Here is a 12,122-nt window from a genome sequence, read left to right on the forward strand (position 1 = left end):
GGTGGGGTCCGTGAGCAGCGTGCGCAGGATCATGGGGATCGAGACCGAGTACGGCATCTCGCTGCAGGGCGAGCCCTACGCGAACCCGGTGCTGCTCTCGGGGCGGATCGTCAACGCCTACGCCACGCGGCCGGGCACGACGGTCAGCCGCACCCGGTGGGACTACGAGACCGAGCGGCCGCTCTCCGACGCCCGCGGCTACGACATCGCCCGTGAGATCGCCGACCCGAGCCAGCTGACCGACGAGGTCGAGGACGAGATCGCCGCCAACGTGGTGCTCACCAACGGGGCCCGGCTCTACGTCGACCACGCGCACCCTGAGTACTCCTCGCCCGAGGTCACCAGCCCGCGTGACGCCGTCACCTGGGACCGGGCCGGCGAGCTCGTCATGGCCGAAGCTGTTGCGCAGCAGGCGCTCTCGAGCGGCGAGCAGATCAACCTCTACAAGAACAACACCGACGGCAAGGGCGCGTCCTACGGCACCCACGAGAACTACCTGCTGCGCCGCGACGTGCCGTGGAAGCAGGTGGTGCAGGGGCTGACGCCGTTCTTCGTGGGGCGGCAGGTCTTCACCGGAGCCGGCCGGGTGGGCATCGGCCAGCTGACCGAGCGCAGCGGCTTCCAGCTGACCCAGCGCGCCGACTTCTTCGAGCGCGAGGTGGGGCTGGAGACGACCCTGCGTCGACCGATCATCAACACCCGCGACGAGCCGCACGCCGACTGGGACAAGTACCGCCGGCTGCACGTCATCATCGGCGACGCCAACCTGTGCGACGTGGCCAACCTGCTCAAGATGGGCACGACCTCGCTGGTGCTCGGCATGATCGAGGCCGACGCCCTGCCGCGCACCCTGGAGCTCGCGAATCCCGTTGCGGCGCTAGGCACGATCTCGCACGACCCCGCCCTCACGAGCACCGTGGAGCTCGCCGACGGCCGCCGGATGACGGGCCTGGACCTGTGCTGGGCCTACTACGAGCAGGCCGACGACTGGCTCTCGCGCGAGCGAGGCGACGACCTCGACGAGGACACCCAGGAGGTCATGACCCGCTGGTCGGGCGTCCTGTCGGCCCTCGGCAGCGACCCGATGGCGCTCGCCGGGCAGCTGGACTGGGTCGCGAAGCTCGCTCTGCTGGAAGGCTATCGGGCTCGCGACGGCCTCGACTGGTCGGACGCCCGGCTGCGGGCGCTGGACATCCAGTGGAGCGACGTGCGCCCCGACAAGGGCATCCACCACAAGCTGGAGGCCGGCGGTCGCATCGAGCGCGTCGTCGACCCGGCCGACGTGGTCGCCGCGATGACGACGCCGCCGACGGACACCCGGGCCTACCTGCGCGGCGAGCTGGTGCGCCGGTGGCCCGAGCAGGTGCGCTACGCCTCGTGGGACTCCATCGTCGTGAAGGCCTCCGCCGACACCCGGCCGCGCCGCGTGGCGCTCCCGGAGCCGCTCGCGGCCGACCGTGCCGAGGTCGGGGCCCTCGTCGACGGGGCCGTCGACGTGACCGCCGTACTGGACGTCCTCGACGGCGGCACGGGGGAGGCATGATGGGGGCATGAACGAGGGTGCGACGAGCGGCAAGGTCCTGGCGGTCCTCATCTGTGGGCTGGTCCTCGTCGGCCTGCTGCTGGTGGCGATCTCCTACCCGGCCTACGGCGCGCCGTTCGCCGCGACGTTCGCGCTGACCGGCGTGTGGGTGTTCCTGCGGTCGCGCCGGCAGCGTCGCGAGCGCGAGCGCTGACCCCGTTAGGGTGGGCACCAGAGCCCACCCACAGCCCCCGAAGGAGACGGCCATGGCCGATCAGGAGCAGGTCCGACGCAGCACTGGTGGCGACGGCGGTGGCGATGAGCCGGGCGCGGTCCCGACCGCCCCGCTGGCCAAGAAGGTCGACGACGCCGGCCTCGACTCGCTGCTCGACGAGATCGACACCGTCCTCGAGTCCAACGCCGAGGAGTTCGTTAAGGGCTTCGTCCAGAAGGGCGGCCAGTAGACCGTCCGCGCAGAGCGGTGGTCCGGCGGGCCCGGCGTGAGCCGACGGCTCAGACGAGACCCCGCGACCTCGCCTCGGCGACCGCCTCGCCGCGGTTGCCGACGCCCAGCTTGGCCAAGATGTTGCTGACGTGCACGCTCACGGTCTTGGTGCTGATGTAGAGCGTGCGGCCGATCTCGCCGTTGCTTCGCCCGAGGGCCAGCAGGTTCAGGACCTCCTGCTCGCGGCCGGTCAGGTGGCTCTCGTCGCGGCCCCGGCGCTCGGCGGGCGCGAGCAGCGGCTCCAGCTCGGCGATCAGCGGCGCGGCTCCGATGCGCACGGCCGTCTCGTGGGCGAGCTGCGCTGCGGCGCGGGCGGACTCGCGGTCGCCGGTCGTCGCCAGAGCCCACGCCAGGCCGGCCCGCGTCCGCGCCCCTTCGTAGACCGTGGGCCAGCCCGCGAAGGCCTCGCACGCGCGCTCCCAGGCGGCCACGAGGTCTACGGCATCGACGGGCTCGCCGAGCGCGTGTCGCAGGCGCAACCGCTCGGCCTCCAGCCGGGCGATCCAGGCGATCGACTCAGGACCGATCTCGTCGGTGGGGACGCGGGCCCGGAACCCGGCGGCGTGCGCGGCGATCCGGGCGTCGAGGTGCGCCATCGCCTGGCGCAGCTGCTGGTCGGCGCCTGAGGCGTGCGCGGCCATCGTCGCGGCGGCCAGCGCGCCGAGCCGAAGGCCCGCGTGCCGGTCCCTGCCCCAGGCGTCGTCGATGCGGTCGAGCGCGGCCTCGACCAGGGCGACCGCCTCGGAGACTCGACCCGCCCGCGCCAGCGTCTCGGCGCCGGCGCCCACGCTGAGCACCGCGACCAGCGCGTCCACGTCCCACTGCGGGCGCAGCACGTTGACGAGCTCGGGGTCGGCGTCGCCTCTCGCGGTCTCGACGACGAGCCGCACCGACTCGAAGAGCGCGCGCCCCGGCTGGGGGAGGCCCGTGGTGCGGGCGGTCAGCTCCAGCGCACCGTCCAGGTCGCCGAGGTCGAACCGCGCGAGCGCCCCCTGGAAGCCGGACTCCATGCCGTAGGGCGCGAGCGGGCGACCGAGACGCTGGGCGAGCTGGGCTCCCTCGGCGAAAAGCCTTACGGCGTCGGCGATCTCGCCGTCCTGGTAGGCCAGGTGCCCGAGCCGGTAGAGCACGCGCACCTGGGTCGGGTCGTCCGTCCCGCGCAGCTCCTGCCGGATCTCCTGCAGCACCCGGAGGGCGGCGGCGCGGTCCTGGTCGGAGCCACCGGCGCGTGACATCGAGGCACGGACCCGGGCGACGAGCCGTGGCTCGTGCGCAGCCGCCGCGAGCGTCTCGACCCGCTCGGCCACCTCCCACGCCTCGCGGTAGAGCCCGTCGTCCACCAGCGCCTCGAGCCGCGACTGGAGCAGCGACAGCCGGGTCAGGGCGACCTCGGCCGGCTCGGACGCGGTGTCGCCGGTCTCCGTCAGCGGCGCGGGGTGGGCACCCCAGTAGAGCTCGAGCGCCTCCTCGGTGAGCGCCACCCGGTCGATGGGCAGGTCGAACCCGCCCGCGGCGTCGGAGCGCGCGGCCAGCAGCAGCGCCCGGCCCTCGTCGTCGTGCTCGTCCTCGAGCGCGTCCCCGAGCAGGTCCAGCGCGTGCAGCGAGCTGCCGGCGAGCGAGGACGCCTCCGCCGCAGCGACGGTCGTCGCGACCCGGCGGGTGTCACCGGCGCTCATCAGGGCCAGCGCCTTTTCGTAGTGCCGCACGGCGTCCTGCGGCGCACCGGCTCCGGCGGCTGCTGCAGCGGCCTCGAGACGGGCACTCACGGCCACCTCGACCTCGCCGGCCCGGGCCGCGTGACGGGCCACCTCAGCAGGGGAGCCGAGGCTCGGATGTGCTTGCAGCGCAACGAGATAGCGCTGATGAAGGCGCTTGCGCTCGCCGGGCAGCAGGCCCTCCGCGAGCGTCTCGCCGAGCAGCGCGTGCCGGAAGCCGACGCGACCGTCCGGGCGCACCTCCAGCAGGTGGTGGTCGATGCCCCCGCTCAACACCTCGTCCAGCTCCTCGGCCGGCAGGTCGACGACCGCCTCGAGCAGGGTGTGGTCCACCTGGCGCTCGGCGAGGGCGAGCGCCCGCAGGACCTTCTGCGCAGGCTGTCCCAGACGCTCTACGCGCACGCGCAGGACGCGGGCGAGGTCGTCGCCCAGCGGACGTCCGGCGACCGTGGCCGCGACGAGCTCCTCGGCGAAGAAGGCATTGCCGTCGGCGCGCGCCGCGATGCCGTCCACCTGGTCCCGGTCGGTCGGTGCTCCAGGCTGAACGCTCACCAGATGACGCATGGATCCCGTTGGCAGCGGCCCGAGCTCGAGGCGGTGGACACCGGGGAGGCGGGTCCAGATCGTCAGCGTCTCGTGCAGGTCGTGCCTGCGGTGCACGTCGTCGGAGCGGTAGGTCACGACGAGCGCCAGCGGCCCGGCGAAGCCACGGGTGAGCAGCACCGTGACCAGGTCGCGGGTCGCCTGGTCGGCCCAGTGCAGGTCCTCGACGATCGCGAGGACGGGTCGGCGCTGTGCCAGCGCCTCGAGCAGGGCGTGCAGGCTGTCGGCGATCACGGCGGGTGGGACGGCGTCGTGCCGGCCGCCGCGACCCGGCCGGAGCAGCTCCAGCGAGGGCTGGCGATCGACGATCTCGGCCACGACGTCGGGGCAGACCCGCTCGGCCTCGGCTACCAGCTCGAGCAACGGCAGGTAGGCAAGGCCGCTGCCCGCTTGCCCGACGCAGTGGCCCATGAGGACCAGCACGCCGTCGTCGGTCAGCTGCGACACCAGCTCGTCGAGCAGGCGGGTCTTGCCGATCCCGGCGTCGCCCGCGAGTACCGCCAGCCCCGAGACGTCGGGCGCCCCGACGGCCCGCCGCAGCGCCTCCAGCTCGGCGGCCCGGCCGACGAACGGGGTGCGGTAGCGGGTGGACATGGGCCCGATTATCGTCCCGAGCTCGAGGCGGGCGAGCTGCGCCCCGCCGGTCACGCGGCGCAGCGGGTGCGGGTGACCATCGCTCGGGGCTGGCGGGAACCCATCACGCGGGGCAGCAGGGCGCGCACGACGCGACGAGCGCTCGCGCTGCGCTGACGGGTCATCGCCTCGTTCGTGGGCGCCACCCCACCGTGGCGCCACAGGAGCTCTGCCTCCAGGTATCCGCGGTCTCCGATCACCATCTCCGTGCCTCCTCTCGTGCCGGGGAACGTCCTCGACACCACGACGATGCGCGTCTGAGGTAGGCCGCTGGATCGGTCGATCGCCCTATCTCGCGAGATCGGTGCCTTAGATCCGCCGTGGGGCAGGCGGTCAGCAGCAGCGGTGCGACGGCCGCAGCCGCCGGGACTGGCTAGGGTGAGAGGACGGCGGCGAAGGAGGCCTGGTGGACCGACGGATCTTCGGGATCGAGACCGAGTACGGCGTGACCTGCACCGACCAGGGGCAGCGCAAGCTCAGCCCTGACGAGGTGTCGCGGCACATGTTCCGCACGGTGGTGGCGTGGGGACGCTCCAGCAACGTGTTCCTGGCCAACGGGTCGCGCCTCTACCTCGACGTGGGCTCGCACCCCGAGTACGCCACGGCCGAGTGCGACCGGCTCACCGACCTGGTCGCCCAGGACAAGGCGGGGGAGCGGATCGTGCAGGGCCTCGTCGAGGACGCCCAGCAGCGCATCACCGCCGAGGAGATCCCCGGCACGGTCTACGCGTTCAAGAACAACGTGGACTCCAGCGGCAACTCCTACGGCTGCCACGAGAACTTCCTGGTGTCGCGGCAGAGCAACATCGACGAGGTCATCGGCCGGCTGGTGCCCTTCCTGATCAGTCGCCAGCTCGTCGCGGGCACCGGCAAGGTCGTCGTAGAACCCTCCGGTGCGGCTCGGTTCGCGGTGAGCCAGCGCGCCGACCACATGTGGGACGCGTTCTCCAGCGCCACGACCCGCAGCCGACCCATCATCAACTCGCGCGACGAGCCGCACGCCGACGCCGAGAAGTTCCGCCGGCTGCACGTCATCGTGGGCGACTCGACGATGTCCGAGACGACCATGCTGCTCAAGGTCGGGTCCGCCGACCTGGTGCTGCGGATGATCGAGGCCGGCGTCGAGCTGCCGGACCTCACCCTGGACGCGCCGGTCAAGGCGATCCGCACGATGAGCACCGACGAGACCGGTCGCGCGACCGTGCCGCTGCGCGCGGGTGGCAGCGCCAGCGCGCTCGACATCCAGTCCCGCTACTTCGAGAAGGCCCGCGACTTCGTGGCGGCCGGTGGCGTCGGGGACCCCGTGCACGACCGCGTGATCGAGCTGTGGGGGAGGGCGCTCACGGCCATCGAGTCCGGCCACCTCGACGACATCGCGACCGAGATCGACTGGGTGATCAAGCGGCGCCTGATCGAGCAGTACTCCGCCCGCCACGACCTGCCGCTCACCGACCCGCGGATCGCCCAGCTCGACCTCGCCTACCACGACATCGACCCGAGCCGCGGCCTGTTCTACCTGCTGCAGCGGCGCGGGCTCGCCGCCCGCGTGGTGACCGACGAGGACATCGAGGCGGCCCGCAGCGTGCCGCCGCAGACGACCCGCGCGCGCCTGCGCGGGGCGTTCGTCAAGGCCGCCAGCGACCACCGGCGCGACTACTCCGTCGACTGGGTGCACCTCAAGCTCAACGACCAGGCGCAGCGCACGCTGATGTGCAAGGACCCGTTGCTGGCCGAGGATCCGCGCGTCGACCGGCTCATCGCCTCCATCGTGGAGCCCGCAGGAACCGCCCAGACGGGGCGGGTATGGTGACGTGCTGTCGTGCCTCGTCCGCGGGGCGTCCCTCACCTTGAGAGTCGAGATCTTCGTGCGCTTCAGCTCAGCAAAGCTCGCCGCCGTGGTGGCGGTGCCCGCCATCGCCCTCGCCGGCTGCGGTGGGTCCTCCGACGGGTCGCCCAGCTCCGCGGCGCCCCAGACCGCGAGCGTCGGCCAGCCCGCGACGGGCGACCTCGCCGGCGTCACCGTCGGTGGCTCGGAGACCGCGCCGACCGTCACGGTGTCCAAGAAGCCGTTCAAGGTCACGCAGACCACGGTCAAGAAGATCGCGGAGGGGTCCGGCGAGCCCGCCAAGGAGTCCGACGTCCTCAAGACGCAGATGATCGTCGTCAACGGCACCACCGGCGAGACGATCTACGACTCGTTCAAGGGCAAGACCACCGAGCCGTGGCCGCTCAGCTCGACCGGCACGCTGACCGGCCTGCGCAAGGCTCTCGTCGGCGAGAAGGTCAACGGCGCCAAGGAGCTCGTGGCCGTGCCCCCGGGCGACGCGTTCGGCGCCAACGGCCAGTCCTCGCTGAAGGTCGGCAAGGACGACACGCTGCTGTTCTACTTCGAGACCAAGGGCCTGCAGGCCACCGAGGCGTCCGGCACCCCGGTCGCCCCCAAGCCCGGCTTCCCGACCGTGAAGGTCGAGCAGGGCAAGGCCGCCACCATCACCATCCCGAAGACGCCCGCCCCCACCACGCTGCAGAGCGAGGTGCTGATCAAGGGCAACGGCCCGGCCGTCGCCAAGGGGCAGACCGTCTTCGCGCACTACACCGGTGTCGTGTGGGCGACGGGCAAGAAGTTCGACTCCTCCTGGGACCACGGCACCGCGCCGCTGTCCATGCCGGTCGGTGTCAGCCAGCTGATCCCCGCCTGGGACAAGGTGCTCGTCGGCCAGACCGTCGGCAGCCGCGTCGTCATCGTCGCGCCGCCCGCCGAGGCCTACGGCAACAAGGCGCAGAACGCGATCCCGGCCAACTCGACCCTCGTCTTCGTGATCGACATCGTCGACGCGATGTGATCGAGTCTGGTTCACCCAGAACGACTTTCGTAGAACTCTCGTCCCGACCCACGACGTAAGGAGCCTCTCATGGCGCTCAGCAAGCCCGAGATCGACTTCCCCGGCGAGCAGCCGCCCAGCGACCTCGTCATCGAGGACATCACCGTCGGCGACGGCCGCGAGGCCAAGGCCGGCGACCAGATCAGCGCCCACTACGTCGGCGTCGCCCACTCGACCGGCGAGGAGTTCGACGCCTCCTGGAACCGCGGCGGCCCGCTCGACTTCACCGTCGGCGTCGGCCAGGTCATCCGCGGCTGGGACGAGGGCATCCTCGGTATGAAGGTCGGCGGCCGCCGCAAGCTGACCATCCCGCCGCACCTCGCCTACGGCGAGCGCGGCGCCGGCGGCGTCATCAAGCCGGGCGAGAGCCTGATCTTCGTCGTCGACCTGATGGACGTGCGCTGACTGCCTGGCCTGACTGGCCTGGCTGGCCTCACGGCACCACCGGCACGCCGCTACCCGAGCAGGGTGGCGGCGTGCCGTCCTGCTGCGGCAGCCGCGAGGAAGGACGCGCGGTCGGCGTCCAGACCCCGGCCCATCGTCGAGAGCCGCACCGGCGAGCCGGCGAGGGCCGTGTCGAGACCGTCGAGGCCGACCTCGACGAGCCGCAGCCGGCCGCCGGACTGGGTGCACAGGGCCCGCGCCTGCTCCAGCACGCGCTCGCCGAGGTCGCCGAGGTCGCCGTGGCTGCTGTCGAGCAGCGGCACCGGGACGTCCGCGGGGGCCAGGGCCACGCGGCCGTAGGCCGTGAGCGAGTGGTGGGACACCCCGAGGTGCCGTGGGCGGGCGTCGGCCTGCGACACGCGCAGCGACGCGACGGCCCGGCCACCGAGGGTCGCGCCGGCGTTGACCGCCTCGCCCGCGGACGTCCCCGAGAAGCCCCAGCGCGTGCCGGTGCCGAGGTTGCCGGGGCCCTGCGCGACGATCGCCACGTCGGCGCCGACCACGTGCCGCGCGGCCAGCAGCCCGGTGTGCACGTTGACCGCCTCGAGGTCACCGCCGAAGGCCTGGCCCACCGTGATCGTCGCCGCCAGCCAGTCGGCATCGCGCAGACCGGCGACCGTCCGCGAGAACGCGCTCGGCAGCGCCCCACCGTCCGTCATCACGTAGACCACCCGGGCGTCCGGGCGGTCCGCCCGCAGCCCCGCGACGATCGCCGGCACGGCCGAGTGCAGGTCCGCCACGACGACGGGCAGGCCGTCGATGCTGTCCGCCTCCGCCAGCACCCCGTGGTGCGGCGACTCCTGCTCGTCCACGCCGAGCACCATGGCCTGCAAGGGGGTGTAGCGCGCCTTGACGACGTGCCCGGGGCCGGCCGGGGGGTCTACGGGGAGGCGGTCGGGGATCGCGACGACCAGCGCGAGGCCACCGGTGCCGAGGCCGCGCTCCAGCGCCGAGACGTTGAGTAGGACCCGGTCACCGGGCTGGGCCGTGCCGACCAGCGCGGTGTAGCCGAGCGCCCGGACGGTGGTGGCTGACGGCGGCGCCGACGGCGTGACCCCCGCGGCGTCCACAGGCGACGCGCCGGGCTGGTCCGCAGCGTCGGCATCGAACACACTTACGGCATACTCGACAGCGCCGGGCCAGGTCGCCCGGACCGACGCCACGGTGCCTTCTCGCCAACGGATCACGCTGGCAATCTAGGGCACGCACGATCGCGGAAGGGGGCGACATGGCCACGTCCAAGGCGAAGCAGCCCAAGACGCCCATCAGCGCGGCCAAGACCGAGCGCCTGCTCAACCTCGTCATCGCGCTGCTCTACACCCGGCAGGCACTCACCAAGGTGCGCATCCGGGACGCCGTCGAGGCCTACCACGGTCTCGGTGACGAGGCGTTCGCCCGGATGTTCGAGCGCGACAAGGACGAGCTGCGCGCCATGGGCATCCCGCTGGTCACCGAGCAGATCGACACGTGGTTCGAGGACGAGGAGGGCTACCGGATCGACCGGCGCGAGTACGCCCTGCCGGAGGTGCGCCTCGAGCCGGACGAGATCGCCGTGCTCAGCCTCGCCAGCCGCACTTGGAGCCAGGCCAGTCTCGCCGGGCCGGCGGCGCGTGCCATGCGCAAGCTCGAGGCTGCGGGGGTCGAGCGCGACGACCGCTCGCTGCTCGGCGTCGACCCCCAGATCCGCACGACCGAGCCCGGCTTCGAGCGGGCCAAGGACGCCGTGCTCGGCCGGCGCCCGATCCGGTTCGACTACCGCAAGGGCGCCGCGGGCACGACCACCCGGCACCTGCAGCCGTGGGGCCTGGCCCGCTGGCACGGTCGGTGGTACCTCACCGGCCATGACGTAGACCGTGACGCACCGCGGGTGTTTCGCCTGGGTCGCGTCGTGGGTCCGATCCAGTGGGCCGGCCGCGCGGGCAGCTATGTCGTGCCGCCCGACCACGACCCGCTCGCCATGGTGCGCACCGAGCAGGGGGCGGCACCGGCGACCCGGGCCGTGCTGCGGGTGCGCGGTGGGGCCGGGCAGCTGCTGCGGCGGCGCGCCACCGCCACCAGGGCGCTCGACGACGGCTGGGACGAGCTCGACCTCGACTACACGTCGAGCGATGCGCTGGTCGGCGAGCTGGCCTCGCACGGCGCCGACGTGCTGGTCCTCGAGCCGCCGGCCCTGCGCGAGGCGGTCGTCGCCCGGTTGCGCGGCGCCCTGGGCCACCGCGACGGGAGGACGTCATGACGCTGCCGGGCATCAACCTCAACGAGCCCGCCACCGACCGGCTGCACCGGCTGCTCGCCATGGTGCCCTGGCTGCTCAACCGGCAGGGCGTCGACCTCGAGCAGGCCGCCGCGAGCTTCGGGGTCAGCACCGAGCAGCTCGAGGCCGACCTGCAGCTGCTCTTCCTCTGCGGCACACCCGGGGGCCTGCCCGACGACCTGATCGACGCGAGCTGGGAGGAGGGGCGGGTCTACCTCTCCAACGCCGACACCATCGCCCGGCCGCTGCGCCTCGGCGTCGACGAGGCGCTCACCCTCATCGTCGGGCTGCGGGCCCTCGCCGCGGTGCCGGGCCTCGGCGATCGCGACGCCGTCGACCGCGCCATCGCCAAGCTCGAGGCCGCCGCCGGCAGCCTGCCCGGGGCCTTGAGCGACGCCCGCGCAGTGACGGTGGACCTCGCCGACCAGGGGGAGGTGCCGCACCTCAGCGAGGTCCGCGCGGCGCTGGAGGACCATCGTCGGCTGCACCTGCGCTACGTCGTGCCGTCGCGGGACGAGACGACCGAGCGCGACGTCGACCCGATGCGGGTGGTCTCGATCGACGGGCCCTGGTATCTCGAGGGCTGGTGCCACCGCGCCCAGGACGTGCGGCTCTTCCGGCTCGACCGGATCGAGGCCCTGAGCGTGCTCGACGAGGACGGCACGCCCCCGGCCCAGGCTCGCCCCCGCGACCTCGGCAACGGCCTCTTCCAGCCCGGGGCCGACGACCTGCGGGTGAGCATCGACGTCGCGCCCGAGGCAGCGTGGGTCGTCGACTACTACCCGACCGAGAGCGTCGAGGAGCGCCCCGGCGACGTGTCGCGGGTGACCCTCGCGGTCGCCGACCGGGCCTGGCTGCGCCGGCTGCTGCTGCGCCTCGGTGCCGGCGCGCAGGTGGTGGAGCCGGCCGAGGTGGCCGCCGACGTCGCGGGCGCAGCGAGCGCCGCGCTGGCGCTCTACGAGGAGTCCTAGCGGCTTGCCACGGGGCCTACACTGAGGGCGGACGCACATCGTGTGCTCGCACCGCCGCCGACCGGAAGGCACGTAGACCATGGGTCGCCTGTTCGACAGCCCCCTGCACCTGCTCATCATCGTCCTGGTCATCGTCATCATCTTTGGCTGGAAGCGTCTCCCCGACGCCGCCCGCAGCCTCGGTCGCTCCATGCGCATCTTCAAGTCCGAGGTCTCGGAGATGAAGAACGACAAGACCGACAAGCCGGCCTCCGACGCCTCCCGCAGCACCGTCCGCGGCGAGACCCTGCGCGACGAGACCGTCGCGGACGGTCAGACCTTCCGCACGACGTCCACCGAGCGGCCCGCCGACCGACCCGCCGACCTCGCCGACGACGAGGTCGTCATCGACGGCGTGCGTTACAAGCCCTACGGCTCACGATCGGGTTCTCGTCAGCGTCGACCTCGACGAGCTTGAGGTTGCCCGCCAGCTCCCCAGCCAGCTTCTCCAGGGCCGGCTCGCTCATCCGGCATGGGCCGCACCACGGAGCCCACACGTCGACCAGCACCGGGATGCCCCACCGATCCACTACCGCGTGGAAGTCAGCGTCGTT

Annotated in this window: 13 protein-coding genes; 9 read left to right on the forward strand and 4 right to left on the reverse strand. The window is 72.8% G+C overall.

What is annotated here, in order from left to right; translation table 11 throughout:
* Positions 1-10 precede the first annotated feature (10 nt).
* The 3 genes from dop to MM440_RS16360 are packed head-to-tail and all read left to right on the forward strand — an operon-like array spanning position 11 to position 1,986.
* Entirely contained in the window at positions 11-1,543 is a 1,533-nt protein-coding gene (dop, locus tag MM440_RS16350) for a depupylase/deamidase Dop (RefSeq protein WP_338155671.1), read from the forward strand.
* Between the two features lie 7 nt (positions 1,544-1,550).
* A complete protein-coding gene (locus tag MM440_RS16355; protein ID WP_241446205.1) occupies positions 1,551-1,736 on the forward strand; it encodes a hypothetical protein in 186 nt (61 codons plus the stop codon).
* Between the two features lie 52 nt (positions 1,737-1,788).
* The gene (locus tag MM440_RS16360; RefSeq protein WP_241446207.1) at positions 1,789-1,986 is read left to right on the forward strand and encodes a ubiquitin-like protein Pup; all 198 of its coding nucleotides are present in this window, start codon (positions 1,789-1,791) and stop codon (positions 1,984-1,986) included.
* 49 nt (positions 1,987-2,035) lie between these two features.
* Here the strand turns inward: MM440_RS16360 and MM440_RS17135 are convergent, their stop codons facing one another.
* Positions 2,036-4,939 carry a helix-turn-helix transcriptional regulator gene (locus MM440_RS17135; RefSeq protein ID WP_277626820.1) on the reverse strand — a complete coding sequence of 968 codons (2,904 nt, stop codon included), beginning with the start codon at positions 4,937-4,939 and terminating at the stop codon, positions 2,036-2,038.
* A gap of 50 nt (positions 4,940-4,989) precedes the next feature.
* A complete protein-coding gene (locus MM440_RS16375) occupies positions 4,990-5,181 on the reverse strand; it encodes a hypothetical protein (protein WP_241446215.1) in 192 nt (63 codons plus the stop codon).
* A gap of 203 nt (positions 5,182-5,384) precedes the next feature.
* Between MM440_RS16375 and pafA the strand changes: the two genes are divergently transcribed.
* The 3 genes from pafA (at position 5,385) to MM440_RS16390 (ending at position 8,265) form a co-directional block, all read left to right on the forward strand.
* Positions 5,385-6,788 (forward strand): Pup--protein ligase, encoded by a 1,404-nt coding sequence (gene pafA / locus MM440_RS16380; protein WP_241446217.1) that lies wholly within the window; start codon positions 5,385-5,387, stop codon positions 6,786-6,788.
* A 37-nt stretch (positions 6,789-6,825) separates the two neighbouring features.
* The gene (locus MM440_RS16385) at positions 6,826-7,821 is read left to right on the forward strand and encodes an FKBP-type peptidyl-prolyl cis-trans isomerase (RefSeq protein ID WP_241444445.1); all 996 of its coding nucleotides are present in this window, start codon (positions 6,826-6,828) and stop codon (positions 7,819-7,821) included.
* 69 nt (positions 7,822-7,890) lie between these two features.
* Entirely contained in the window at positions 7,891-8,265 is a 375-nt protein-coding gene (locus MM440_RS16390) for an FKBP-type peptidyl-prolyl cis-trans isomerase (protein ID WP_241444444.1), read from the forward strand.
* A gap of 50 nt (positions 8,266-8,315) precedes the next feature.
* Here the strand turns inward: MM440_RS16390 and MM440_RS16395 are convergent, their stop codons facing one another.
* Positions 8,316-9,491: a DUF3866 family protein gene (locus tag MM440_RS16395; RefSeq protein ID WP_241444443.1), complete on the reverse strand. Its 1,176-nt coding sequence runs from the start codon at positions 9,489-9,491 to the stop codon at positions 8,316-8,318.
* A gap of 41 nt (positions 9,492-9,532) precedes the next feature.
* Here MM440_RS16395 and MM440_RS16400 point away from each other — a divergent pair, with 41 nt between their 5' ends.
* The 3 genes from MM440_RS16400 to tatA all read left to right on the forward strand — a co-directional run bounded on the left by MM440_RS16400 (position 9,533) and on the right by tatA (position 11,986).
* The gene (locus tag MM440_RS16400) at positions 9,533-10,540 is read left to right on the forward strand and encodes a helix-turn-helix transcriptional regulator (RefSeq protein WP_241444442.1); all 1,008 of its coding nucleotides are present in this window, start codon (positions 9,533-9,535) and stop codon (positions 10,538-10,540) included.
* Complete coding sequence (locus MM440_RS16405) at positions 10,537-11,529, forward strand: helix-turn-helix transcriptional regulator (protein WP_241444441.1); 993 nt, start codon at positions 10,537-10,539, stop codon at positions 11,527-11,529. Before MM440_RS16400 ends, MM440_RS16405 begins: the two co-directional genes overlap by 4 nt.
* A 79-nt stretch (positions 11,530-11,608) precedes the next feature.
* Positions 11,609-11,986 (forward strand): Sec-independent protein translocase subunit TatA, encoded by a 378-nt coding sequence (gene tatA / locus MM440_RS16410; protein WP_241446225.1) that lies wholly within the window; start codon positions 11,609-11,611, stop codon positions 11,984-11,986.
* Here tatA and MM440_RS16415 read toward each other — a convergent pair.
* On the reverse strand, positions 11,913-12,098 hold the full coding sequence (locus MM440_RS16415; RefSeq protein WP_338155673.1) for a thioredoxin family protein: 186 nt from the start codon (positions 12,096-12,098) through the stop codon (positions 11,913-11,915). The two genes, tatA and MM440_RS16415, sit on opposite strands and share 74 nt — an antisense overlap.
* Positions 12,099-12,122 lie beyond the last annotated feature (24 nt).

Origin of the sequence: Arsenicicoccus piscis (assembly GCF_022568835.1) — a bacterium.
Lineage (GTDB): Bacteria > Actinomycetota > Actinomycetes > Actinomycetales > Dermatophilaceae > Arsenicicoccus > Arsenicicoccus piscis.

Coding starts and splice junctions, on each gene's coding strand:
- MM440_RS16355 (WP_241446205.1), top strand. CDS start 1,551: ATGAACGAGGGTGCGACGAGCGGCAAGGTCCTGGCGGTCCTCATCTGT.
- MM440_RS16360 (WP_241446207.1), top strand. CDS start 1,789: ATGGCCGATCAGGAGCAGGTCCGACGCAGCACTGGTGGCGACGGCGGT.
- MM440_RS17135 (WP_277626820.1), bottom strand. CDS start 4,939: ATGTCCACCCGCTACCGCACCCCGTTCGTCGGCCGGGCCGCCGAGCTG.
- MM440_RS16375 (WP_241446215.1), bottom strand. CDS start 5,181: ATGGTGATCGGAGACCGCGGATACCTGGAGGCAGAGCTCCTGTGGCGC.
- MM440_RS16390 (WP_241444444.1), top strand. CDS start 7,891: ATGGCGCTCAGCAAGCCCGAGATCGACTTCCCCGGCGAGCAGCCGCCC.
- MM440_RS16400 (WP_241444442.1), top strand. CDS start 9,533: ATGGCCACGTCCAAGGCGAAGCAGCCCAAGACGCCCATCAGCGCGGCC.
- MM440_RS16405 (WP_241444441.1), top strand. CDS start 10,537: ATGACGCTGCCGGGCATCAACCTCAACGAGCCCGCCACCGACCGGCTG.
- tatA (WP_241446225.1), top strand. CDS start 11,609: ATGGGTCGCCTGTTCGACAGCCCCCTGCACCTGCTCATCATCGTCCTG.